This window comes from Aeromonas sp. QDB31 (assembly GCF_027707605.1).
Classification (GTDB): domain Bacteria; phylum Pseudomonadota; class Gammaproteobacteria; order Enterobacterales; family Aeromonadaceae; genus Aeromonas; species Aeromonas media.
This window is the reverse complement of sequence record NZ_JAPCIX010000034.1, coordinates 1-25,539: the sequence shown is the minus strand read 5'-3', so window position 1 is coordinate 25,539 and position 25,539 is coordinate 1. Positions and strand designations below refer to the sequence as shown.

The following is a 25,539-nucleotide window of genomic DNA, read 5'->3' as shown; positions in this document are numbered from 1 at the left end:
TCATGATGAACCCTGTTCCATGGCTCCAGATGACAAACATGATCTCATATCAGGGACTTGTTCGCACCTTCCCTAGGGAAGAAGGGAGCAAAGACTATCTCGGGGATGATCCCCTCTCCCGCCATGGGAGAAGGAGGCAAAGACTATCTCGGGGATGATCCCCTCTCCCGTTGGGAGAGGGCTAGGGTGAGGGGATTACAGCGCCTCCAATCTGGCGTAGGCGGTGACGAGCCACTTGGCGCCGACGTCGTCGAACTGGATCTGCACCCGGCTCTGCTGGCCGACCCCTTCAAAGTTCAGCACTATACCTTCCCCGAATTTTGGATGGAGCACCCGCTGGCCGAGCTTGATGCCGCTGGCGTCGAAGCTTTGCTGCACCTCGTTCTGGCTGAAGCGACCGTACTGGGTGGGGCGGCTCACTTGGGTGCGCAGCCGGATCTCTTCCAGACACTCGGCGGGCATCTCGCGGATAAAGCGACTCGGCTTGTGGAACATCTCGCGGCCGTAGATGCGGCGGCTCTCCGCATAACAGATGTAGAGCTTCTCCATGGCGCGGGTCATGCCGACGTAACAGAGGCGCCGCTCCTCCTCCAGCCGTCCCGACTCCTCGGTGGATTGCTGGCTGGGGAACATGCCCTCCTCCACGCCGACCAGCAGCACCAGGGGATATTCCAACCCCTTGGCGCTGTGCAGTGTCATCAGCTGCACCGCGTCGGCATATTCGTCCGCCTGATTCTCGCCGGATTCCAGCGCCGCGTGGGCGAGGAAGGCGGAGAGATCGCTCATGTCTTCCAGCTCGTCCGGCCGCTGGTACTGGCGGCAGGCGGTGACCAGTTCGTCCAGGTTCTCTACCCGCGCCTGGGATTTCTCGCCTTTTTCCGCCAGATACATCGCCTTGAGGCCGGAGTGCTGGATGGCGATATCTGCCTGCTGGTGCAGGGGCAGCATGGAGACCTGCTCCTCCAGCGCGTCGATGAGTTCGACAAAGCCGCGCACCGCATTGCCGGCGCGACCGGTCAGCACCTTGTCATTGAGCAAGGTCTTGGCCGACTGCCACAGGTTCTGGCCCTGATCCCGGGCGTTGTTGCGCAGTATCTCCAGGGTGCGCTCGCCTATGCCGCGGGTCGGGGTGTTGACCACCCGCTCGAAGCTGGCGTCGTCGCCTCTGTTGTTGATGAGGCGCAGGTAGGCCATGGCGTCTTTGATCTCCTGGCGCTCGAAGAAGCGCAGGCCGCCGTAGATGCGGTACGGCATGGCGTCCTGCATCAGCGCCTCTTCCAGCACCCGTGACTGGGCGTTGGAGCGATAGAGGATGGCGCAGTCGGCGAGCAAGCCGCCTTTCTCTTTCCAATCCTTGAGGCGGCCCACCACGAAGCGGGCCTCGTCCACCTCGTTGAAGGCGGCGTAGAGCGAAATCGGCTCCCCCTCGGCCCCTTCGGTCCACAGCTCCTTGCCGAGGCGTTCCGAGTTGTTGGCGATGACGCTGTTGGCGGCTTTCAGGATATTGGCGGTGGAGCGGTAGTTCTGCTCGAGGCGTATGGTCTGCGCCCCCTCATAGTCGGTCAGGAAGCGCTGGATGTTCTCTATCTTGGCACCGCGCCAGCCGTAGATGGACTGGTCATCGTCGCCGACTATCATCACCCGGCCAGTGTCGCCAGCCAGCATCCGCAGCCAGGCGTACTGGATGCCGTTGGTATCCTGAAACTCGTCCACCAATATGTTCTGGAAGCGGTCACGGTAGTGCTCGAGGATGTGGGGCTTGTTCAGCCACAGCTCGTGGGCGCGCAGCAGGAGTTCTGCAAAGTCCACCAGCCCGGAGCGATCGCAGGTCTCCTGATAGGTCTTGTAGATCTGCTGATAGGTGCGGGTAACGGGGTCGCCGTAGAGATCGATGTCGCCGGGGCGCAAGCCTTCGTCTTTCTTGCCGTTGATGTAGCCCATCACGGCGCGCGGGGCCCAGTGCTTTTCGTCGAGGTTGAGCGCCTTGAGCACCCGGCGAATGAGACGGTACTGGTCGTCGGAGTCGAGGATCTGGAAATCCTGGGGCAAGCCCGCATCCAGATGGTGAGCCCGCAGCAGCCGGTGGGCGATGCCGTGGAAGGTGCCTATCCACATGCCGCGCACGCCGTCCCCTATCACTTTCTCGACCCGGCCGCGCATCTCGGCCGCCGCCTTGTTGGTAAAGGTCACGGCGATGATGGAGAAGGGTGAGCAACGCTCCACCTGCATCAGCCAGGCGATACGGTGCACCAGCACCCGGGTCTTGCCCGAGCCGGCGCCCGCCAGCACCAGCAGATTGCTGCGAGGGGCCGCCACCGCGTCTCTTTGCTTGTCGTTGAGCCCGTCGAGCAGGGTTGAAACGTCCATCACCACTCCTGTTTATTTATACAGGCGGGGATTATACGGCCTGAGGCGTCAGAGACCAAGTCGAGGTGCGACACCGGCTCTCCCCTGCCGACAGAAGCGCTCTGGCCGCTGGATTTGGTGCCGATAGAAACCACTTTTTTCATCGAAAGAGGAAAACGCTTGCGCATAACCTCATGAATAGAAACACAAATGTCGTTTGGCGCCTATTAATCACAGCATTTAACTCTGCAAACAAACCTAAAAACAAACACTTATAAAGCAATTTGCTTATATTTCAAACCGTTAACGCAAACGTTTTTCCTCTATGATCCCCTTGACCCACAGGCTGGCTCACTTACAGTTAGCCAGCGTGCTTTATGACCTGCCAAGACAGGTTGTGGACCCTCACATAACAATCAAGGATACGATCGTGACTAAAGTGCTCAAGCTGGCCACCGTGGCCGCCCTCACCCTCGCTGCCCTTTCTGCCCAGGCAGCCTCCGAGCCCGCCGTCATCTATGACACCGCTGGCAAATTCGACAAGTCCTTCAACGAAGCCGTGTTCCGCAACGGCGTCGAAGTCTACAACAAGGACAAAGGCGTCAAGGTCAAGGAGTTCGAGCCCCAGAACGAAGCCCAGCGTGAGCAGGGTCTGCGCCGTCTGGCCAGCCGTGGCAACAGCCCCATCGTCGCCGTCGGCTTCAACATGGGTTCCGCGGTAGAGAAAGTCGCCACCGAGTTCCCGAAAACTCAGTTCACCATCATCGACATGGTGGTCGACAAGCCGAACGTCCAGTCCCTCATCTTCAAGGAGCATGAAGGCTCCTTCCTGGTGGGTGCCCTGGCAGCCATCGCCTCCAAGAGCGGCAAGGTCGGCTTCGTGGGCGGCATGGACATCCCGCTGATCCGCAAGTTCCAGTGCGGCTACGAGCAGGGCGCCAAGTACATCAATCCGAAGATCGACGTGTACCAGAACATGACCGGCTCCACCCCGGCGGCTTTTGCTGACCCGGCCAAGGGTGCCGAGCTCGCCAAGTCCCAGTTCGCCAAGGGCGCCGACGTTGTCTATGCCGCCGCCGGCGGTACCGGTATCGGTGTCTATCAGGCTGCCAAGGACGAAGGCAAGCTGGCCATCGGCGTGGATTCCAACCAGAACCACCTGCAACCTGGCACCATGCTGACCTCCATGGTCAAGGATGTTGGCCTGGCCGCGTACAAGTCCTGGGATGAGGCAGCCAAGGGCAGCTGGAAGCCGGGCATCCAGACCCTGGGTCTGGCCGAAGGCGGGGTGGATTGGGCACTCGACAAAGACAACGAGAAGCTGATCACCCCGGATATGAAAGCCAAGGTTGACGCCATCAAGGCCGACATCATCGCCGGCAAGATCAAGGTGCACGACTACATGAGCGACAACTCCTGTAAGTACTGATACTGCGAGTACTGAGTCTCTGCTACGACTCTCAACCCAGACCGGCCCGCACGGGCCGGTTTTTAGTCTCTACTTCATGACCCGCAAGGACTGCATCATGGACCAGACAGATCGCTATGCCATCGAATTAAGAGGTATCGATAAGCGCTTTGGCGAGGTTTACGCCAACAAGCAGATCGACCTTCAGGTTCGTAAAGGCAGCATTCACGGCATCGTCGGCGAAAATGGCGCCGGCAAGTCGACCCTGATGAGCATCATCTACGGTTTCTACCACGCCGACAGAGGCGAGATGCTGATCGACGGTAACCCCTTCAAACCCCATGGCTCCCAAGATGCGATTGCCGCAGGCGTGGGCATGGTGCACCAGCACTTCATGCTGGTGAACAACTTCACCGTGCTGGAGAACGTCATCCTCGGCGCGGAAAACGGCTGGCACCTGGGCAAGAGCCTGGCGGCGGCCGAGAAACTGCTCGGCGAGCTGGCCCGGGACTATGGTCTCGAGGTGCCGCTGCACGAGAAAGTCGAGGATCTGCCGGTGGGCCTGCAACAGCGGGTCGAGATCCTCAAGGCGCTCTATCGCGGCGCCCGCATCCTGATCCTCGACGAGCCCACCGGGGTGCTGACCCCGCAAGAGGCGGATCACCTGTTCGAGGTGCTGAAAAAGCTGCGGGATCAGGGCGCGACCATCATCCTCATCACCCATAAGCTGCGGGAGATCCTGGCCATCACGGATCAGGTCTCCATCATGCGCCGGGGGGAGATGGTGGCCCACGTCGCCACCAAAGACACCGACAAGGAGCAGCTCGCCGAGCTGATGGTAGGCCGCAAGGTGCGCCTCAAGGTCGACAAGGGCACCGCCCAGCCGGGCGAGGCCAAGCTCAAGGTCGATGGCCTCTCTTACGTCGATGACGCCGGGGTGGAGCGGGTCAAGTCCGTCAGCTTCGCGGTGCGCGCCGGGGAAGTGGTCGGCATCGCCGGGGTCTCCGGCAACGGCCAGTCCGAGCTGCTCAGCCTGCTCGGCGGCATCCTCAAGCCCAGCAAGGGCAGCTTCACCATCGCCGGCGCCCAGAGCCACGAGGTGAGCCTGAGCCATCCGGCCGATCCGGAGCGGGTGCGCAACTTCGGCCTCGGCCACATTCCGGAAGACCGCCACAAGATGGGGCTCATCAATCGCTTCGAGGCGAAAGAGGCCTTCATCCTCGGTTATCACCGCCGCCCGCAATACAACAAGGGCTGGCTGCAGGACAAGGAGGCGATCCGTCAGGATTGCCAGGCCAAGATGGAGAAGTGGGACGTGCGCCCGCCGAGCCCGGAGCACAAGACCGCGAACTTCTCCGGCGGCAACCAGCAGAAGCTGGTGATCGCCCGGGAAGTGGAGCAGGACCCGGATGTGCTGCTGGTCGGCCAGCCGACCCGGGGCGTCGACATCGGCGCCATCGAATACATCCACCAGCAGATCATCGCCATGCGCGACAAGGGCAAGGCGGTGCTGCTGGTGTCGGTGGAGCTCGACGAGATCATGAGCCTCTCTGACCGTATCCTGGTCATCGCCGATGGCCGCATCGTCGGCGAGCTGGACGGCGCCAAGGCGGATGAGCGCACCATAGGTCTGATGATGGCAAATATCGTTCCCGACGAGGTGGCGGCAAGCCAACCCGAAGGAGCCGCATCATGAACCAGGTATCCTGCCGTGAAACATGGGGTCTGATGATGGTCAACACACCAGTGCCTGACGAGATTGCCAAGGAGGCCCACTGATGAGCCAAGTACGTATTCCTGCCTGGATCTCCGTGGGCGTGCTGCCCGCGGTCAATATCCTGCTGGCCTTCCTGGTGTCGGCCATCCTGTTCTACTACCTCGACATCAACCCGGTCGATGCCGCCGAGATCATGTGGTACGGCGCCTTTGGCACCGGCGAGGGCATAGGCTTTACCCTCTACTACGCCACCGGCTTCATCTTCACCGGTCTGGCGGTAGCGGTGGCCTTCCACGCCGGCCTGTTCAACATCGGCGGTGAGGGCCAGGCCTATATCGGCGGCCTGGGTGTGGGGCTGGTCTGTCTGCTGCTCGGGGATGTGCTGCCGTTCGCCCTGCTGTTGCCGCTCGCCATCATAGCCGGTGGCCTGTTCGGTGCGGCCTGGGCCTTCATCCCGGCCTGGCTGCAAGCCAAGCGGGGCAGCCACATCGTCATCACCACCATCATGTTCAACTTCATCGCCGCCTCCCTGATGGCCTACCTGCTGGTCGACGTCTTCAAGCCGCCAGGATCCATGGCCACAGAGAGCAAGGTGTTCGCCGTGGCGAGCTGGCTGCCGAAGATGAGCGAGCTGGCCGCCGGGTTCGGTGTGGAGATGCCGAACAGCCCCCTCAATATCAGCTTCGTCTGGGCGCTGATCTGTGCAGCCCTGGTGTGGGTCTTCATCTGGCATACCCGCTGGGGCTACGAGATCCGCTCGGTCGGCGCCAGCCAGAGCGCCTCCGCCTATGCAGGCATCTCCTACCCCAAGGTGGTGATCCTGGCCATGGTGATCTCCGGCATGCTGGCGGGCTTCTTCGCCCTCAACGTGCTGCAGGGTGAGCTGCACCAGATCAAGCTCAACTTCGTGGAAGGCTTCGGCTTCACCGGCATAGCGGTGGCCCTGATGGGTCGCAACCACCCGGTCGGCGTCATCATCGCCAGCCTGCTGTTCGGCTTCCTCTATCAGGGGGGCGCCGAGCTCAGCTTCGAGTTCGGGGTGGATCGCAACATAGTGGTGGTGTTGCAGGGTCTGGTGATCCTGTTCTGCGGCGCCCTCGAGCACATGCTGCGTCCGCGCATCGAGCAGGCCTACCTGGCGTTTGCCAACCGCTCAACCGCACAAGTGAAGGGAGTCTGATCATGTTCGAAATGCTGATCCTAATGCTGGATGCGACCATACGTACCGCGCCGCCGCTTATTCTGGCGGCCATGGCAGGGATGTTCTGCGAGCGCTCCGGGGTGGTCAACATCGCCCTGGAAGGCAAGTTGCTGGCGGCGGCCTTCGCCAGTGCGGCCGCGGCCGCCGTCTCTGGCTCCGCCTGGATTGGGCTGGGTGCCGGGGTGGGGGTTTCCATCCTGTTCGCCCTGCTGCATGGCTTCGCCACCATCACCCACCGCGGTGATCAGGTGGTGAGCGGCATGGCCATCAACATACTGGCGGCCGGTCTGACCGTCACCCTGGGCCGTTACTGGTTCGATCAGGGGGGTCAGACCCCTGCACTCTCCGGCGATGCCCGCTTCGCCCCCATCGACCTGCCCTTCGCCAAGGAGCTCTATGACGTGCCCGTCATCGGCCAGCTCTACAGCGAGCTGCTGAGCGGTCACTCCCTGCTGGAGTACGTGGCCTTCGCCGCCGTGCCCCTGGCCTGGTGGGTGCTGTTCCGCACCCGCTTCGGCCTGCGGCTGCGGGCGGTGGGCGAGGCACCGGCTGCGGTGGATACAGCCGGTATCTCCGTGGTGCGGATGCGCTACACGGCGCTTATCATCGGCGGCCTGCTGGCGGGGATCGGGGGCACCTATCTGGCGGTGGCCCAGACCGCCCAGTTCATCCCCAACATGAGCGCGGGCAAGGGCTTCATGGCGCTGGCGGCCCTGGTGTTCGGCAAGTGGCGCCCCTGGAACGCCATGGCGGCCTGCCTGCTGTTCGGCTTCCTCGACGCTGTCGCCATCCGGTTGCAGGGGGTCAGCATAGGCGACTTCCCGATCCCGGTGCAGGCCATAGAGGCACTGCCCTACATACTGACGGTCTTCCTGCTCGCCGGCTTCATCGGCAAGGCGGTGGCGCCCAAGGCGCTCGGCACCCCCTACGTCAAGGAGCGGGAATAGCGTTCCGCCCATACCAAAAATGCAAGAAGGCCCACGAATGTGGGCCTTTTTTTGTGTGCCTCATCCTCCTTGGCGCCTCAGTTTATCTTGCCCATCTCGATGGCGAAGCTGGTGGCCAGCTGGGCGAACTTGAGGGCGTGGGCGGCCGAGGGATCCGAGTTCTGCAAGGTGTCCTGGGCGGTGTGGATCTTGGGGTTGTAGTCGTTGAAGCGCAACTCGAACGGCATGGCGGCCGGGTAACCCTGATTGTGCCAGGAGGCGTGATCCGAGCAGCCGTAACCGCAGCTGTCGTAGCCGTAGCGGATCTGGGGCAGATAGGCGTCCAGCAGCTGGGCCAGATAGCCGGTCAGCCCCTGGTCGGTGTAGTCGGTCATGAAGACGATGTCTTCCGCCGAGCCCTGGTAGTTGGTCATGTCCAGTTGCAGCGCCGCCAGCACCTTGGTATTGGCCGCCTTGTAGCGGGTGGCGATATCTTTGGAGCCGCGCAGCCCCACCTCTTCCGCCGCATAGCCGATGAACTGCAGGGTGCGCTCCGGCTGGCGACCCTGCTCGGCGATGACCCTCAGCACCTCGGTCAGGGTAGCGATGCCGGAGGCGTCATCGTCGGCGCCCGGTGCCAGGGTGCGGCTGTTGGGTGCGGATCCAGCGGTGGAGTCGAGGTGACCGCCGAGTACCACCACTTCGTCCGGGTAGCGGCTGCCCTTGAGGGTCAGCACCACGGATTGCTGCGGATAGCCACTGTGCTTGACCCGGCTGACGCTGGCCCAGGGCAGGGTCGCGCTCAGACTCTGCCACTGGCCGGCGACCCAGTCCGCCGACTGCACCCCTGTGGTGGTGGTGTAGTAGCGGTTGCGCCAGCTCGAGAGCTGGCTGATGGTGCCGACTATCTTGCCCTGATCCAGATGGGGCAGCAGCCGGCTGACGCTGGCCCCTTGGGTCAGCGGCGGGGCGCTGAACAGGTTCTGGCTGATGGGCTGGGCCATGCTCTGCAGGGCGTCGGCCAGGGTGCTGTGCACCACATAACCGCCGCAGCGCTGGTGCCCTTCGTGCATCAGGTGGGAGAGGGTGCCAAGCTCGCTCGCCTCGACCTGGGCCAGCTGGATAGGGGCACCGCTGGCGCTGAACAGGGGGGCCAGCCTGGCCTTGACCTGCTTGAGTTCAACACCGCTGTCAGCACCGACCGTGATCCAGACGGGTTCGGCGGCCTGTGCGGCGAGGGGCAGCAGGGGGAGCAAGAGGGCGGTCAACAAGGGTTTCATATCGGATCCTTCCAGATAGAGTGGCGGGCAAATGTGCCAAATGGGTGTCATAAGACGACCGGTCCAGTCTAGCCAAGGAGGCTGACCGGCGAATTTACCCGTCTGGTGCGGCCGTCCCCCCGTCCGGTGGGGGCCGCTGCAGGATCTGCTGTCTACTGCGCCGGTATCAGGGGAGCGGACGGAGCTTTGTGCTGGCGAGGGGGTTCCACAGGGCGTGCCCGCCGGACAGGACGATGACAGCCCAGGCTGGGGGGCTGACAAAGGGAGCCAAACTGTGCCATATCGGCGCGGATAGCCGAGGGGGCATCCATGATGACGCCCCTTGCAGCGATGAACTGCTTCAGGACTGGCCTTCCAATACCCAATGGAGACAGCGCCTTTTTTTATGAGGCGCGTGTTGTCATCCGGGCGTCAGCCTATGGGGCGCACCAGCGCCGGCTGGGCGGGATCGCTGAGCCGTTCGGCGAGGTAGTCCACCAGCAGCCGCACCTTGGGGGAGAGGTGGCGATTGTGGGGATAGAGGGCCCAGATCCCCTCCTCTGGCGCCCGCAGCTCCGGCAACAGTTCGATGAGATCCCCCCGGGCGAGGTGGTCGCTCACGTAGTAGTCCGGCAGCTGGATGATGCCGATCCCCTTGAGCGCCGCGTCCAGCAGGGCGTGGCCGCTGTTGCAGTGGAGCAGGCCGCGCACCCGCACGCTGTGGGGACGACCGTCCAGGGTGAAGTGCCACTCGTCGCCGTTGCCCACCAGACAGGTGTGACGGGCCAGCTCCGAGAGGCTGTTGGGGATGCCGTGACGGGCGGTATAGGCGGGGGAGGCACACACATAGGGCACCCGCTGGGCCAGCTTGCGGGCCACCAGGGTCGAGTCCTTGAGGTGGCCGAGACGGATCGCCAGATCGAACCCCTCGTGCACCAGATCCAGCAACTGGTTGGTGAGGTTGAGGGTCACCTCCAGCTGGGGGAAGCGCACCATGAAGTCGTTCACCAGGGGGGCTATGCGACTCTCGCCGTAGGAGACGGGGGCCGTGATACGCAGCGACCCTTGTGGCACCGCCTGATGGCGCCCCAGTGCCAGCTCCGCCTCGTAGAGGTTGTCCAGCAACTGGCGACAGTGGCGAAAGTAGATCTCCCCGAGCTCGGTGAGCCGCACCTGACGGGTGGTGCGCAGCAGCAGCTTGGCCTGCAACCTGTCTTCCAGCTGCGCCACCTGGCGGCTGACCTGCGCCACCGACACCCCCAGCTTGCGCGCCGCCGGGGTAAAGCCCCCCTGCTCCGCCACGCTGACAAATTCACAGACCCCTTCCCAGCCGAACATTATTACCTGTGTGTAAAAGTGATTTGATATTTAGCCTTATTATCACCAAATCGGCGGGAAACTACACTGAATGTCCGAACTCATTTCCGTTCACCCACACAACCACGAGGACATCATTCATGGCACAGGTTCAGAGCATCAAGTGTAAAGCCGCCATCGCCTGGGGACCGGGTCAGCCCCTCTCCATCGAAGAGGTCGAGGTCATGCCACCCCAGGCTGGCGAGGTGCGGGTGCGGATCGTCGCCACCGGCGTCTGCCACACCGATGCCTTCACCCTCTCAGGGGAAGATCCGGAAGGGGTCTTCCCCTGCATCCTGGGCCATGAGGGGGGTGGCATCGTCGAGTCCGTCGGCGAGGGCGTCACCAGCGTCAAGGTCGGCGATCACGTGATCCCGCTCTACACCCCCGAGTGCGGCGAGTGCAAGTTCTGCAAGTCCGGCAAGACCAACCTGTGCCAGAAGATCCGCGCCACCCAGGGCAAGGGGCTGATGCCGGACGGTACCACTCGCTTCTCGAAAGATGGCCAGCCCATCTATCACTACATGGGCACCTCCACCTTCAGCGAATACACAGTGCTGCCAGAGATCTCCATCGCCAAGGTGGACCCGGCCGCCCCGCTGGAAGAGGTCTGCCTGCTGGGCTGTGGCGTCACCACCGGCATCGGCGCCGTGATGAACACCGCCAAGGTGAAGGAGGGTGAGAGCGTCGCCATCTTCGGGCTGGGGGGCATAGGCCTCTCCGCCGTCATAGGCGCGCGTCTCGCTAAGGCCGGCCGCATCATCGCCATCGACATCAACGAGAGCAAGTTCGAGCTGGCCCGCAAGCTGGGCGCCACCGACTGCATCAACCCGAACGATTACGACAAGCCCATCCAGGAGGTGATCGTCGAGATGACCGACGGCGGCGTCGACTTCTCCTTCGAGTGCATCGGCAACGTCAAGGTGATGCGCGCGGCGCTGGAGTGCTGCCACAAGGGCTGGGGCGAATCCGTCATCATCGGCGTGGCCGGTGCCGGCCAGGAGATCAGCACACGTCCGTTCCAGCTGGTCACAGGCCGGGTCTGGCGCGGCAGCGCCTTCGGCGGGGTGCGCGGTCGCAGCGAACTGCCGAGTTATGTGGAGCGCTACATGCAGGGTGAGTTCAAGCTGGACGACTTCATCACCCACACCATGGGGCTTGAGCAGATCAACGAGGCGTTCGACCTGATGCACGAAGGCAAGAGCATCCGCACCGTCATCCACTACTGATCCCATGAGAGCCCCGCCCATCGATGAATGTGCGGGGCAGAGGAGTTCGTCGATGAATCTGGACATCATCAGCAGCAACAAGAGCTTCGGTGGCTGGCACAAGCAGTACCGCCACCGCTCCACCGTACTCGACTGCGAGATGCGCTTCGCCATCTATCTGCCGCCCCAGGCACTCACCGGCCAGAAAGTGCCCGTGCTCTACTGGCTCTCCGGCCTCACCTGCACCGACGAGAACTTCATGCAGAAGGCGGGGGCCCAGCGCATCGCCGCCGAGCTCGGCATCGCCCTGGTGGCGCCGGACACCAGTCCGCGCGGCGAGGGGGTACCGGACGACCCCGGTTACGATCTCGGCATGGGGGCCGGCTTCTATGTCAACGCCACCCAGCACCCCTGGCGGGCGCACTACCAGATGTATGACTACGTCACCCGGGAGCTGCCCGAGCTCATCGAGACCCACTTCCCGGTCTCGACGAGACGCGCCATCAGCGGCCACTCCATGGGGGGCCACGGTGCGCTCATCGCCGCATTGCGCGAGCCCGGCCGCTACCGCTCGGTGTCGGCCTTCAGCCCGATCAGCCACCCGAGCCGCGCCCCCTGGGGCCAGAAGGCGCTCGGTGCCTATCTCGGCAACAACCCATTGCTGTGGCAGGAGTGGGATGCCTGCCAGTTGCTGCGCCACCACGACTGCCAGCCCCTGCCAACGCTGGTAGAAGTGGGGCTGGACGATCCCTTCCTGGCGGAACAGCTCGGCATCGATGCCCTGGCCGAGATAGCGGCCGCCAAGGCCTGGCCCCTCGAGCTCCACCGCCATGCCGGCTATGACCACAGCTACTACTTCGTGGCGAGCTTCATCGAGGCGCACCTGCGCTTTCACGCCAGCCACCTCGGCGACCCGGCCCGGGAGTGATGCGAACCACAGGCCTGCCAAAACACATCAAAAAAGGCCCTGCGGGGCCTTTCTTCTATTGCTGGTTTTCATCGCAGGAGCTCAGCTCCCCAACCGGCTCACCTGACCCGAGCCCGCAATCTCGCTCTTGAGCTCGGGATCCCCCCAGTAGCTGACCGAGCCGGCGCCGGCGATCTCTATCTTGAGCCGCTCCTGCACCCTGAGTTCCACCTCGCCGCTGCCCGCGATATTGACCTCGGCCTCCTGGCTCAGGAGCCGAGCCCCCAGCACGCCCCCCGAGCCCGCGATGTTCAGCTCCATGGCCCTGACCGAGCCCTCCCCCAGATCCAGATTGCCCAGACCGGCGATGTTGCCCTCCAGCCGGTTCAGCACCAGCCCGCTGGCGACGATATCACCCGTGCCTGCCACCGACAGCACCAGTTCATTCCCCTTGAAGTCATGCAACTCGCCATTGCCGGTGCCCGCCAGCGCCAGCTCATGGAGCTCGGGCAGGGTGATGGTGATCTCCAGCGGCTCGCTGGGGGCCAGCCGATAACCCTCCTTCACCTCTATCTCCAGCTTGTCGTCTTCCTCGCTCAGCGTCAGGTAGGGCAACAGGTTCCCCTGCCCCCGGATGTGAATGCCGCGCGCCTCCCCTGCCACCAGCTGGATATTGGCAGGCACTCCGGCCAGTACCCGGGTCACCTCCCGGCCCAGGGGGTGCTGCTGCTCCACCAGGGCCCCGGCCCCGCTCACCTTGACGTCGTCCTGCCAGCTGCAACCACCCAGCCCCAGGGCCAGCACGGCTCCCATCATCCATTTCATCGCCACTCTCCTCGTTGTGTGTTGGCAAACGCGACCCCTTGGTCCGCGCAGCCTGGTGAAGGGGCAATTGCAAACCACATGCCATAGAACCAAGACTATGATTTTCAACCGAAAATCATATTTCATGTTCACTACACCCTTCATCTTTGAGAGCCATTCAGACCATATGTTGGTCAAACTCACCATGCCCGAACGGGGGGATCCTGCCTGCTGACAGGGTTGCCCACAGCCGGGAGAGGAAGTTTTTGGTTGCCGCCCCGGTCTGTTGAGCCAATAGTGATACCTTGTGCGTATAGAGCTCTCCACCGATGCATTTGTCACTGCCTACAAGGAGTCAGAGCGTGACCCAAGTCAGCCACCCATTCGCCAGCCCAGGCGGCCTGCCAGCCCCGACCCGTACCCTGCGGCTCGACGGCGACGATCCCGAGCACAAACGTCACGAGCTGCTCGACTACTTCTGTCAGACCTTCGATCTCTACGACAGCCTGTTTGACTGCCTGGCCGATGAGCGGGCCTGGTTCAACAAGGCGATCCCCCTGCGCCACCCCCTCATCTTCTACTACGGCCACACCGCCGCCTTCTTCGTCAACAAGCTGCTGGCGGCGCGCCTCATCGACAGCCGTCTCGATCCCCGCATCGAGGCCATGGTCGCCATCGGCGTGGACGAGATGAGTTGGGACGATCTCGACGAGACCCACTACGACTGGCCCAAGGTCACCGAATTGCGCAGTTATCGGGCCAAAGTCCGCACGCTGGTTTGCGACTTCATCCGGCGGATGCCGCTCACCCTGCCCATCGACTGGCAGAGCCCGGCCTGGGTCATCCTGATGGGCATAGAGCATGAGCGCATCCACCTGGAGACCTCCAGCGTGCTGATCCGCCAGTTGCCGCTGCCCTGGGTGCAGCCACAACCTTATTGGCCCGCCTGTACCGAGGCACGCCATCGGCGTGACGAGGTACCCACCAACGGCTTGCTGCCGGTGGCGGGGGGCAGGGTACGGCTCGGCAAACAGGATGCCACCTACGGCTGGGACAACGAATATGGCGAGCGCCACATCGAGCTGGCCCCCTTCCAGGCTAGCCGCATGCTGGTAAGCAACGCCGAGTACTTCGAATTCGTGCAGGCGGGTGGCTACCAGACACGGGCCTGGTGGGACGACGAGGGCTGGGGCTGGTGCCAGTATGCCAGGGCGCGCATGCCCAGCTTCTGGGTCGGCGACCTCCTCGAACCCGAGCAACTGCAACTGCGGCTGATGACCGAGCAGGTTGCCCTGCCCTGGGACTGGCCGGTGGAGGTGAACCAGCTGGAAGCTGCCGCCTTCTGCCGCTGGAAAGCGGCCCAGACCGGGCTGCCCATCCAGCTGCCGAGCGAGGGAGAGTGGGCGCTGCTGCGCGAGCAGGTGCCCGGGGATCAACCGGACTGGCTGGAGGCCCCCGGCAATATCAACCTGGCCCGCTTCGCCTCTTCCTGTCCTGTGGATACCTTTCCGCAGGGCAGCTTCTTCGATCTGGTGGGCAACGTCTGGCAGTGGACCAGCACCGCCATCGACGGCTTCGAGGGGTTCGAGGTGCATCCGCTCTACGACGACTTCTCCACCCCCACCTTCGATGGCAAGCACACCCTCATCAAGGGCGGCAGCTGGATCAGCACAGGCAACGAGGCGCTCAAGTCCTCCCGCTACGCCTTCCGCCGCCACTTCTTCCAGCATGCGGGCTTCCGCTATCTGGTCTCCCGTTATCAGGAACCCGTTATCGTGAATCCTTATGAAACCGACGCGCTCGTGGCGCAATACCTCGACTTCCAGTACGGCCCGACCCACTTCGGGGTAGCCAACTACGCCAGCACCCTGGCCAGCCTCGCCAGCGAGCTGTGCAGCAACCACCAGCGCGCGCTGGACATCGGCTGCGCCACCGGCCGCGCCAGCTTCGAGCTGGCCCGCCACTTCCAGCACGTGGACGGAGTGGACTACTCGGCCCGTTTCATCGACGTGGCGCTCGCGCTGGCGAGCCAGGATAGCTTCCGCTACGCCCTGCCCCTGGAGGGGGATCTGGTGGAGTATTGTGAGGCGCGCCTCTCCCGCCATGATCTCGGTCGCGAACAGGCCGATCGGGTCCACTTCAGCCAGGGGGATGCCTGCAATCTCAAGCCCAGGTACGAGCACTACGATCTGGTGCTCGCCTCCAACCTGATCGACCGGCTGCGGGAGCCCGCCCGCTTCCTGCGGGACATTGCCCCCAGACTGCGCAGCGGCGGCCTGCTGGTGCTCACCAGCCCCTACACCTGGCTGACCGACTACACCCCCAAGGCGAACTGGCTCGGCGGCATCCGTGAAAATGGCGAGGCGCTCAGCACCTATCAGGCACTGCAACGGCTACTGGCGGAGGAGTTCGAGGAGCACTGCCCGCCCAGAGACGTGCCCTTCGTGATCCGCGAGACAGCCCGCAAGCACCAGCACACGGTGGCCCAGCTCACCGTCTGGCGCAAACGCTGACTACGCTGCAAACGAAAGAGGGAGGCCCATGGCCTCCCTCTCTTTTATCCGGGCGTCTTACCCCTCCTGGACCTGGGGCAGAGCCTCCTGCTCGCGGTAGCGGCGGGCCAGCACGGCGCAGACCATCAGCTGGATCTGGTGGAAGATCATCAGCGGCAGCACCATGACACCGACGCTGGCAGCGGGAAACATGACGTTGGCCATGGGCACACCATTGGCCAGACTCTTCTTGGATCCGCAGAAGACTATGGTGATCTCGTCCGCCTTGTTGAAGCCGAGCCGGCGGCTGATCCAGACGTTCCAAGCCAGCACCAGTGCCAGCAGCACGCAGCTGAGCAGCACTATGCTGGCCAGATCGTACCAACCGACTTGATGCCAGATCCCCTGTACCACGGCCTCGCTGAAGGCCACATAGACCACCAGCAGGATGGAGCTCTGATCCAGCTTGCCGATGAGCGGCCTATGGCTGTCGACCCAGCGGCCGATCAAGGGCCGCGACAGATGACCCACCACGAACGGCAGCATCAGTTGCACCATGATGGCCTGGATGGAGTGCCAGGTGTCGACCCCCTCCCCTTGTACATTGATCATCAGCCCCACCAGCACGGGGGAGAGGAAGATACCGAGGATGCTGGAGGCAGAGGCGCTGCACACGGCCGCCGACACATTGCCCCCCGCCATGGAGGTGAAGGCGATGGCCGACTGCACTGTGGCGGGCAAGGCGCACAGATAGAGGAAACCGAGATAGATGGCCGGGCTCAGCCATTGCGGCACCAGCGGGGTAAGCAGCAGTCCCAGCAGCGGGAACAGCAGGAAGGTGCTGGCCATCACCACCAGATGCAGCCGCCAGTGACCCAGCCCCGCCAGCAGGTTCTGGCGCGACAGCTTGGCGCCGTGCATGAAGAACAAGAGTGCCACCGCCAGCTTGGTCAACAGACCAAACCAGACGGCAACCTGCCCCTCGCAGGGAAAGAGGGAGGCCAGGGTGACCACCAGAATAAGCACACAGGTAAAGGGATCCAGACGCACGAGCGGTCTCCGGTGAAAGCAGATTCCGTCCCCTCGCGGGGCCGGTGATCGGGGACGACAGGAAACACAACAGGAGCTGTGGCACAGCTCCTGTTGAAACGAATCCCCAGCTTACCCCGATAAGCGGGAGGCGCAAAGTTGAGCGACGCCCCTTTATCTGCCGGAAATTAAGCAAGCCGGGCTGGCCACCGGATCCGGCCAGCCTTGCGCTTCAACTCTGCTTGGCCAGCTTGCCGCCAGCTCCGCCGGTTGCCTGCTTGCGGGCCTGGCGCTTCTCGAAGCGGGAGATCCACCAGTAGGCCAGCGCCGAGAAGACCGCGGTCATGAACACGTTGATGAAGAAGGCGCGCACCAGATCCACCCCGGCCGGGAAGGCGGAGGCGCTCATGCTCACCACGAAGATGGCGATCAGCACCGAGACCACCGCCATGCCGAAGGTGCGCGATCCCATGCGGAACTCGCGGGGGGTGTCGTCGTGTTTCCAGCGGAACACGAAGTAAGCCACCATGATGAAGATCGGCGGCAGCATGGCGGTACCGGCGGTGAGGTTGATGGCGGTGTTCATCATCTGCTGCACAGACTCGGAGCCAAAACCGTTGACCACCAGCATCACGAACACGAAAGCAAACTGCCACCAGGCGGCGCGTACCGGCACCCCGTGCTCGTTGAGCCGGGTGGTCTTGTCGCCGTAGACACCCTGGGGGATCTCGGAGAAATGGATCTTCACCGGCGCCGAGGTCCACATCATCATGGAGCCGAACATGGCGATGAAGAGCACCACCCCGACCGCACGGCCCACCAGGGTCTCGGAGAGCCCGAAGTACTGGGCCATGCCAGTGAAGATCTCCACCATGCCGCCGGCATAGGTGAGGCTCTCTCGCGGCACGAAGACGTTCACCAGCAGGGAGCCCAGCGCATACATGGCACCTATGACCACACCGGCGATGATGATCACCTTGATGAAGGACTTCTGGCCGCCCTTGACGTCATTGAGGTAGGCCGCCGCCGTCTCGGCGCCACCGGCCGCCTGGAAGATCCAGCACATGATGCCGAGCGTCGCCCAGTTGACGGTGGGGGTCATGGCCTCCAGGGTGATGGGCTGGGCCGCCACATGGTCGCCGCCGAGGGCCATCAGGGCGCCCAGTACATAGATGGCGAACAGGGCGAAGACGCCGTAGGCCACCAGTTCGGCAATCTTGCCGAGCCAGCTCGCCCCCTTGGTGGAGATGTGGGTCGCCGCCGCAAACAGCGCTATGGAGATGATCGAGGTGACGGTTGGCGAGAAGCTGTATTCATACCCCAGCATGGCGTAGGAGGCGTAGGCGATGACGTTGGGCAGCAATGAGACAAACCAGAACAGGTTCACAAACCAGTAGAGGAAGGAGCCCAGATAGGCCATACGGGTGCCGAGGGGTTTCTTGAGCCAGTCGTACATCCCCGACTCGGAGTTTTTGTTGGCCGAGACGAACTCGGCGATGATGAAGACGAACGGAATGAAATAGACGAGGGTCGCCAGCAGGAAGATGGGGGCTGAGCTGAGCCCCAGCTCTATGTTGTTGTTGACGATGTTGCGCACGTTGAACACGGCGGCAAAGGTCATCGACAACAGGGCAAACTTGCCGATGGTGCCGCGTACGGAATCAGACATATCTCCTCCAATGGACTCGCGCTCCCTGCGGGTAACGCTGTGACTCTGTGATGTGTTCGGCAAGGGTCTGTCGGCCCCGCGCTTTACTCTCTTGTTATGATCGGGCCGCTTGGACGGCCTCGTTGCTGAACCGGTGCAGTCTCCCGCACCGGCTCGCAATCTCAGTCAGACGATGGGGGTGCCCGGCGCCATCGGCACCCGGGGTTGCAGCAGCACGCTCTGGCTCTCATCCGGGGTCTCGGCGCAGAGCAACATGCACTCGGATCGCTCGCCGCGCATCTTGGTCGGCTTGAGGTTGGTCAGCACCACCACCTCGCTGCCCATCAGCTCATCTTCGCTGTAGTAGGGCACCAGACTGGTGACGGTCTGCAGTGGCCGCTCACCGCCTACGTCGATCTGAACGATGTAGAGTTTGTCGGCCCCGGGGTGGCGCACCACCTCCAGCACCTTGCCCACCTTCATCTCGACCCGTTTGAATTCGGCAAACTCGATCGTCTCGCTCATTCCTTTCTCCTTGTGTTCGGTTCTTGTGCTCAATGGTGCAACGGGTAACGGGTGGCCGCAGCCACCCGGTTGATCTCTCCTGGCCACGGGGGCCGGTCTGGTCAGAGTTATCGTCAAGATGCCCGGACGGAAATCTGGCTGGTCGGCTGGGCCTCTTTCGCGCGCGCGTCAGCACTCAGGGAGGCTTCGTAGCGGTTGTATTTCCACCAGGCGAAGCCGAGGAAAATCACGATCCCGCCGACGTTGTAGAAGATGATGGTCATGATGTCGGCGCCGGTCGGGAAGGTGGAGGCGAGGAAGCCCACCGAGAAAATGGCGATCAGCACCGAGACCACGGCGATGCCGGTAGTGCGTGAGCCCATCTTGAAATCCCGTGGCAGGTGGTCGAGCTTCAGCCGCAGATTGAGGTAGGCCAGCATGATGAACAGCGGCGGCAGCATGGAGGCAGCTGCGGTCATGTTGATGACGGTGTTCATCAGATCCTGCGCGGTGTTGGAACCCAGGGTCGGGATCACCATCAGCGGCAGCACGATGAGGTACTGGATCCAGGCCGCACGGGCAGGCACGCCGTTCTCGTTCAGCTCGACGGTCTTCTTGCCGAAAATGCCGGCCGGGATCTCGGAGAAGAAGATCTTCACCGGGGTCGCCGTCCACATCAGCAGGGAGCCGAACATGGCGGTAAAGGAGACCAGACCCACGAAGCGGTTCATCAGCACGGTGGGCAGACCGAAATGGGCCGCCAGCCCTTCGAACACCTGCACCGAACCACCGGTAAATTTCAGGGTGTCGCTATGGACAAAGACGTTGATCAGCAGGGAGGCGATGGAGTAGAGCACACCAATGAAGAGCCCGGCGACGATGATCACTTTCACGAAGGATTTGGAGCCCCCTTTCACGTCATTGACGTAGACCGCCACCGACTCGGCGCCACCGGCTGCCATAAAGATCCAGGTGGTGATGCCGAGGAAGGCCCAGCTGAAATCGGGGACCATGGCTTCGACCGTGATGGGGTCAGCCGGTTGTACACCACCGACTAACGCCACACCTGCCAGCAGAATGTAGGAGAGGGTCAGCAGCAGCATCAGAGACGAGGTCACCGAGGTGATGGGGCCCAGCAGCTTGGCGCCATTGGTGGAGACATAGGTGGCAAAGGCAAACAACACCATGCTTAAGAAAGTGGTCGCCAGCGGGGTGAAAATGTACTCATAGCCGAGGAAGGCATAGGAGGCGTAGGCGATGACCCGCGGCAACAAGGAGGTGAAGAAGAACAGGTTCACGAACCAGTAGGTGTAGGCGGAGATAAAGGCCCAGCGACCGCCGAGGGAGCTCTTCACCCAGGCATACACCCCCGCTTCGGAGTTTTTGTTCAGTGATACGAACTCCGCAATGATCAGACAGAACGGAATGAAGTAAAAAAGGGTGGCCAGAAAGAACATCGGGGCCGAGGCCAGACCGATCTCGATGTTGTTGTTGATGACGTTGTTGAAGCTGAATACCGCCGCGAAGGTGAGCGACAGCAGACCAAACTTGCCTATCGTATTCCGTTTGGAATCAGACATGGTGCATCTCCAGACCTGTAGTTATTTCCGCGAAAGGGCGGGGCATGGGTTGTAGGGTGAGCCCCGCCCTTCCGGCTTTTATCAGTGCAGAACCAGCGGCTTGTTATTTGTTTTTGAAGTAGCCGCCTTCGACGGTGACCTTGATGATCAGCTTGCGCACCGGCCCGTCGCCGACGAAGCGGTAGGCCTCGTCGTTCTCGAAGATCACCACCTGACCGTTGCCGACTTTCTGGCGCTCACGCACCTCACCGACCAGCCACTCGCGGTCGGTGGTGTCGTCATAGGCCTGCTCGACCCGCAGCTCATCCTTGGCAGCCCACTCCACAGTCTCTTCCCCTTCCAGGTAGTAGTGGACGTCGAAGTAGCGGCGCTGCCCCTCGAACAGTGAGGTGGCCGGGCTGGCCCCCTCCTGCAAGCGGTAGGTGAGGGAGTCACCGATGGAGTGGCAGATGCCGGGCTTGAGGTTCGGCAGGTTGTTAATGGCCTCCACGCAGCGGCCCCACTTCTTGCCCTCCCGGTAGATGTTTTTGAACAGGGTCAGGTTGCCTAAGGTGATCATGCGAGGTTCCTCCCGCCGTTGATGGTGAGATCGAGCCCGGCCAGCGCAGCCGGATTGAGGTTGCCACGGGCGATGGGCAGCAGGGTCAGGCCGAAGCTGAACGGCTCGAAGCGCACCCGCCAGGAGTCCAGCACCTCGGAGCCCCAGGAATTGGAACCCAGCCCCAGCACCTTGTGATCCAGATTGAGGGTGAGATAACCGCTCGGCTCCAGCTCGTTGATGTGCTGCGCCGCGTGGATATGCTCCCAGCTGTAGGGCCAGACGCTCAGGTTGATGGGGGCATCGGGTCGCACGTAGAGACCGGCGCCGTGGCGGTTGGTCAGGGTCGCCCAGCGCACCTGCTGGCGGTTGCCGTTGTCCTGCGGGAAGGGGTAGTGCTCCCACATCTCCCCCACCGTGCTGTTGAAGCTGTCGATCCAGTTGCTCTGGCGGCTGTCCTGATAGTTTTCACCCGGCCCCATGCCGTAGTAGTGCACCCGGTCGAGATCCTGACGAATGCCCAGCTCGAAGCCGATCTTGGGGATGATGTCGTCATAACCGCCGTAAGGCTGACCGGACAGTGCCACGTGCAGCTGGCCGTTCGGGCTCAGGGTGTAGACGTAGCGGCAGCGCATGCCGAAGTCGAACACCGGCGGCGCGATCAGGCTCTCGACCGTCACCTCGACCGCATCACCCAGCTGACGCCAGCTCAGGGTGCGGAAGTGCTCCTGCATGATCTGCAGGTGGTTGGGGTGCCACAGGCTCTCGTACTCCTGCTTGTGGTTGTCGATCATCGGCTTGAAGAAGGTGAGGCGCGGCGAGCGCTCGATGAGCTCGATACCGTCCTGCTGCCAGCTCACCAGCTTGCCGTCGAGGCGCGAGAAGCGCAGGGCAAAGCCGCTGCCGCTCAAGGTCAGCACAAGCCGCTCGTCGGCAATCTTCAGCGCAGTGGCGTTGGGATTGGCAAAGGGCTGCAGCTGACGAGTCGATGCCTTCAGCTGGAACTGGTACTGACCCAGCTCGTGCTCCGCCGCGCTGTAGCGGGTCGCCGTGGCCTTGATGACCCGCAGCTGGACGAAGGTTTCCCGCCCATCGAGCGCAGGCAGTTCGAGCTGCAGCTCAGTGGTGGCACCGGGAGCCACCCCTTCCAGCCGGATTTGCTGGCTGGCCAGCAGTTCGCCCTCGGCCTTCACCTCGACCAGCAGGCGGATATCGTCGAGATTGGAGAACCAGTAGCGGTTTTCCACCGCCAGCTTGCCGCTCGCCAGATCCAGCGCCCGCACCTTGACCGGGCAGATCACCTGCTTGTATTCGCGCAGGCCCGGCCCCGGGGTCTGATCCGGATAGATGAGACCATCCATGCAGAAGTTGTAGTTGTTGGGGTAGTCACCGTAGTCGCCGCCGTACTTGTAAACGGCGCGCCCCTGCTCGTCCTGATCCAGAATGCCGTGATCGCACCACTCCCAGATGTAGTGGCCCTGAATGTGAGGATGACGGTCGAACACCTGCTGGTACTCACTGAGGCCACCCGGGCCATTACCCATGGCGTGGGCGTATTCGCAGATAATGCGCGGCTTCTCCATCGGGAACTCGCCGAAGCAGTTCATCTGGGAGACGCGCGAATACATGGTGCTCACCACATCCACCACCTCGGCATCGCGATCCTCTTCGTAGTGCACCAGCCGGGTCGGGTCGATCGCCTTGCAGCGCTGGTACATGGCTCTGATGTTGCAGCCGTAGCCGGACTCGTTGCCGAGCGACCAGATGATGATGGAGGGGTGGTTCTTCTGGGCGTGCACGTGGCGCTCGATGCGATCCACAAACACCGGCTCCCAGAAGGGGTCGTCAGTGATGCGGCTGAGATCGCCGACGTTGGCAAAACCGTGGGTCTCCACGTCGGTCTCCGCCATCACGAACAGGCCGTACTGGTCGCACAGCTCGTAGAAGCGCGGATCGTTCGGGTAGTGGGCGGTGCGTACCGAGTTGAGGTTGTGCTGCTTCATCAGCACAATATCTCGTTCAACACGGTCCATGCCGACCGCGCGGCTCTTGAGGTGGTCGTTGTCGTGACGGTTCACCCCGTGCAGCTTGAGGTAGTGGCCGTTGACGTAAAAGAGGCCATCTTTGACCTTGATTTCACGCACCCCGACCCGCTGCGGGATCACTTCCAGCAGCTCGCCCTGACCGTTGTAGAGGGAGAGTTGCAGCTGATAGAGGTAAGGATCTTCGGCGTTCCACAGATGGGGGTTGGCCAGATCCAGCGTGAAGCGGCAATCACACTTGCCGTCAATGGCGAGATGGTCGAGCGAGCCGCTGGCGATCTCGCTGCCCTGATCCAGCAGCGACCAGACCAGACGATGATCACGGGCAGCCGCACCCAGATTTTCCAGCTGGATATCGCAGCTCAGGGTAGCGCTTTGATTGTCATCGGCCAGAGCGATACGGATGAAGAAGTCCTGCACATGGGCGGCCGGTTTGCCCACCAGATAGACGTCACGGAAGATCCCCGCCATCCACCACATGTCCTGATCTTCGATGTAAGTGGAGTCGGCCCACTGCATCACCCGCACCGACAGCAGGTTCTCGCCAACCTTGGCGTAGGCGCTGATATCGAACTCGGCGGTGAGGCGGCTGCCCTTGCTGAAGCCGACGTAGTGGCCGTTCACATAGACCTCGAAGTAGGTCTCTACCCCGTCAAACTTGATGATCACCTGCTCGCCATCCCAGGCCGGGCTCAGCGTGAAGCTGCGCTGATAGGCGCCGGTGGGGTTGTTGGTCGGCACGAAGGGCACGTCGATGGGGAAGGGAAAACCTTCGTCGGTGTACTGCAGATTGCCATGCCCTTCCATCTGCCACATGTTGGGCACGGTGATCTGGCCCCACTCGCGCATGGGGCTGTGGTAAAAGGCCTCCGGCACCTGCAGGGGGTGGTCGAAGTAGTGGAACTGCCACTGACCGCTAAGGCCCAGAAAACGGCGGCTCAGCTCGCGCTGCATGGTGGCCGCCAGCGCGTGGTCGGCATAAGAGAAGAAGTAGGCACGCGGAGCCAGCCTGTTTTCACCAACGAATTGGACGTTTTCCCAGTTATTCACATGTCCTCCCGGAACAAGGCAACGTTAACTGGGTAAACTTTAGATAAACATTTACTAAATATCAGTTTTGGATCGGTAAAGTTTTAACCTGATCACAATGGCTGGATGGTTTTGTGAGCGAGATCAGAATCGGATGATAAAAGAGGATAAAGCAGGTAGTGATAGCATGGATGTTGATAAATGCAGCCAAAAAATGGCTGAAACCACCGTAAAACAATGCATTATGAATTTATCAGTAGAAATAAGAGAGAGGGTTATGAAGGGATGAGGCCGCGCCACCGCAAGATGACGCGACTAAAACAGAATTTATTTTACTAAAATCAACGAGTAGTGCCACGCAGGGTCAGGCGGCTCGGCACCAGTATCCGAAGAGGAATATCACGTTCGTCACGCAGCCGTTCGACCAGCAGATTGACCCCCTGGGAGCCCATCAACTCGGAGTGGATCCGCACCGTGGAGAGCGGCGGGAAGGTGAACTTGGCGGTCGGAATGTCGTTGACGCTGATCAGCTCAATCTGCTGGGGAATCGCCAGCCCCCTCTCGTGGATGGCCCGCAGCACCCCAATGGCGATGGAGTCGGAGGCGACGAACAGCGCCTTGGGCCAGTCCCCTGCCAGCATCTCTTTTGCCAGTCGGTAGCCGGAGGCGCTGGAGAAGTCCCCGCGATAGAGATCGCTCTCCTGCACCACCCCCAGCCGCTGACCGTAGTCGAGGAAGGCCAGTTCACGGAGATCCGGCGCCTCATCCTGACCCCCTATATAGCCGATGCGGCCATGCCCCTGGGCGATGAAGAAGTCCACCACCTGCTGGCTGATGAGCGCCAGATCCACATCCACGGAGTCAAATTCCCCCTGGGAGCGGCAATCCACGAACACCAGCTGGGCAGAGAGAGAGTGGAGCGCTGCCAGGCGCTCCTCAGGCAGGTGGCCGATAACCAGGATGCCGTCGACGGCGGAGAGCTCACGCCCCTCGGCGCCGTTGTAGAAATGGGTCAGCTCTATGTTGAAGCGGGCGCACTGGGTCTCGATGCCGTAGCGAATGGCGAGATAGTAGGGGTCATTGACCTCTGTGCTCTGGGGGTAGGCATAGACCGCCAGAAAGTGCAGCTTGCTCTTGTGCACCCCCTTGCGGGCGCTACTGGTCTTGTACTCCAGCCGCTCGGCAATCTCGAAGATCTTCTGCCTGGTCTCTTCCTTGACGCTCAGCGTCGGATCTTCATTGAGCACCCGCGACACAGTGGCCTGGGACACCCCCGCCTCCTGTGCAATTTCCTTCAACGTGGCCATGCATACTCCTCTGGCGATGACTCCCGACAATACCTGACCAAGAGTAACGGGCAAGCCGCTGACAGCCCAGCATTTTTACTAAAAGAAGCCGGACTGCATCGAAAAAATCCCAAAGCAAAAAGGCCTCCCGAATGGGAGGCCTCTTCTAAATAGGTGCCTGACAGTGTCCTACTCTCGCATGGCGAATGCCACACTACCATCGGCGCTACCGCGTTTCACTTCTGAGTTCGGCATGGGA

At 62.3% G+C, this 25,539-nt stretch carries 18 protein-coding genes and 1 rRNA gene; 7 read left to right on the top strand and 12 right to left on the bottom strand.

Translation table 11 applies throughout. From position 1 onward, the window contains the following. Positions 1-195: 195 nt before the first annotated feature. Positions 196-2,367: a DNA helicase II gene (gene uvrD, locus PG898_RS20070; protein WP_161506749.1), complete on the bottom strand. Its 2,172-nt coding sequence runs from the start codon at positions 2,365-2,367 to the stop codon at positions 196-198. A 409-nt stretch (positions 2,368-2,776) separates the two neighbouring features. Here uvrD and PG898_RS20065 point away from each other — a divergent pair, with 409 nt between their 5' ends. From PG898_RS20065 to PG898_RS20050, 4 genes are all read left to right on the top strand, one after another. Further along, positions 2,777-3,775, top strand: a complete 999-nt coding sequence (locus PG898_RS20065; RefSeq protein WP_161506748.1) for a BMP family lipoprotein — start codon at positions 2,777-2,779, stop codon at positions 3,773-3,775. 97 nt (positions 3,776-3,872) lie between these two features. Then, a complete protein-coding gene (locus tag PG898_RS20060; protein ID WP_161506747.1) occupies positions 3,873-5,450 on the top strand; it encodes an ABC transporter ATP-binding protein in 1,578 nt (525 codons plus the stop codon). 82 nt (positions 5,451-5,532) lie between these two features. After that, positions 5,533-6,651, top strand: a complete 1,119-nt coding sequence (locus PG898_RS20055; protein ID WP_041206642.1) for an ABC transporter permease — start codon at positions 5,533-5,535, stop codon at positions 6,649-6,651. Between the two features lie 2 nt (positions 6,652-6,653). Next, positions 6,654-7,619, top strand: coding sequence for an ABC transporter permease (locus PG898_RS20050; RefSeq protein ID WP_025325295.1), 966 nt, complete (start codon positions 6,654-6,656; stop codon positions 7,617-7,619). Between the two features lie 77 nt (positions 7,620-7,696). Here PG898_RS20050 and PG898_RS20045 read toward each other — a convergent pair whose 3' ends face one another. Together PG898_RS20045 and PG898_RS20040 are read right to left on the bottom strand one after the other, a co-directional pair. Then, entirely contained in the window at positions 7,697-8,878 is a 1,182-nt protein-coding gene (locus PG898_RS20045; protein WP_270824932.1) for a M28 family metallopeptidase, read from the bottom strand. 411 nt (positions 8,879-9,289) lie between these two features. Further along, complete coding sequence (locus tag PG898_RS20040) at positions 9,290-10,195, bottom strand: LysR substrate-binding domain-containing protein (RefSeq protein ID WP_161506745.1); 906 nt, start codon at positions 10,193-10,195, stop codon at positions 9,290-9,292. A 119-nt stretch (positions 10,196-10,314) separates the two neighbouring features. Here PG898_RS20040 and PG898_RS20035 point away from each other — a divergent pair, with 119 nt between their 5' ends. Further along, positions 10,315-11,442, top strand: a complete 1,128-nt coding sequence (locus PG898_RS20035; protein ID WP_270824931.1) for an S-(hydroxymethyl)glutathione dehydrogenase/class III alcohol dehydrogenase — start codon at positions 10,315-10,317, stop codon at positions 11,440-11,442. A 52-nt stretch (positions 11,443-11,494) separates the two neighbouring features. Further along, the gene (fghA, locus tag PG898_RS20030) at positions 11,495-12,349 is read left to right on the top strand and encodes an S-formylglutathione hydrolase (RefSeq protein ID WP_263684922.1); all 855 of its coding nucleotides are present in this window, start codon (positions 11,495-11,497) and stop codon (positions 12,347-12,349) included. Positions 12,350-12,430: 81 nt separating this feature from the next. Here fghA and PG898_RS20025 read toward each other — a convergent pair whose 3' ends face one another. Continuing rightward, a complete protein-coding gene (locus PG898_RS20025; protein ID WP_270824930.1) occupies positions 12,431-13,153 on the bottom strand; it encodes a head GIN domain-containing protein in 723 nt (240 codons plus the stop codon). Positions 13,154-13,461: 308 nt separating this feature from the next. Here PG898_RS20025 and ovoA point away from each other — a divergent pair, with 308 nt between their 5' ends. Beyond that, entirely contained in the window at positions 13,462-15,645 is a 2,184-nt protein-coding gene (gene ovoA / locus PG898_RS20020; RefSeq protein ID WP_420885090.1) for a 5-histidylcysteine sulfoxide synthase, read from the top strand. Between the two features lie 57 nt (positions 15,646-15,702). On the opposite strand, the gene PG898_RS20015 is transcribed toward ovoA, so the two are convergent. The 8 genes from PG898_RS20015 to rrf all read right to left on the bottom strand — a co-directional run. After that, the gene (locus PG898_RS20015) at positions 15,703-16,674 is read right to left on the bottom strand and encodes a bile acid:sodium symporter family protein (RefSeq protein ID WP_270824928.1); all 972 of its coding nucleotides are present in this window, start codon (positions 16,672-16,674) and stop codon (positions 15,703-15,705) included. Between the two features lie 211 nt (positions 16,675-16,885). Beyond that, on the bottom strand, positions 16,886-18,322 hold the full coding sequence (locus PG898_RS20010; protein ID WP_270824927.1) for an amino acid permease: 1,437 nt from the start codon (positions 18,320-18,322) through the stop codon (positions 16,886-16,888). Between the two features lie 165 nt (positions 18,323-18,487). Next, on the bottom strand, positions 18,488-18,826 hold the full coding sequence (locus tag PG898_RS20005; RefSeq protein ID WP_041217234.1) for a tRNA-binding protein: 339 nt from the start codon (positions 18,824-18,826) through the stop codon (positions 18,488-18,490). Positions 18,827-18,939: 113 nt separating this feature from the next. Then, entirely contained in the window at positions 18,940-20,385 is a 1,446-nt protein-coding gene (locus PG898_RS20000) for an amino acid permease (protein WP_270824926.1), read from the bottom strand. Between the two features lie 103 nt (positions 20,386-20,488). After that, complete coding sequence (locus PG898_RS19995; RefSeq protein ID WP_270824925.1) at positions 20,489-20,944, bottom strand: beta-galactosidase subunit beta; 456 nt, start codon at positions 20,942-20,944, stop codon at positions 20,489-20,491. Then, a complete protein-coding gene (gene ebgA, locus PG898_RS19990; RefSeq protein WP_270824924.1) occupies positions 20,941-24,015 on the bottom strand; it encodes a beta-galactosidase subunit alpha in 3,075 nt (1,024 codons plus the stop codon). Before ebgA ends, PG898_RS19995 begins: the two co-directional genes overlap by 4 nt. Before the next feature lie 320 nt (positions 24,016-24,335). Next, a complete protein-coding gene (gene ebgR / locus PG898_RS19985) occupies positions 24,336-25,301 on the bottom strand; it encodes a transcriptional regulator EbgR (protein WP_270824923.1) in 966 nt (321 codons plus the stop codon). Positions 25,302-25,456: 155 nt separating this feature from the next. Then, positions 25,457-25,539, bottom strand: a 5S ribosomal RNA gene (gene rrf / locus PG898_RS21380); the annotation flags it as partial.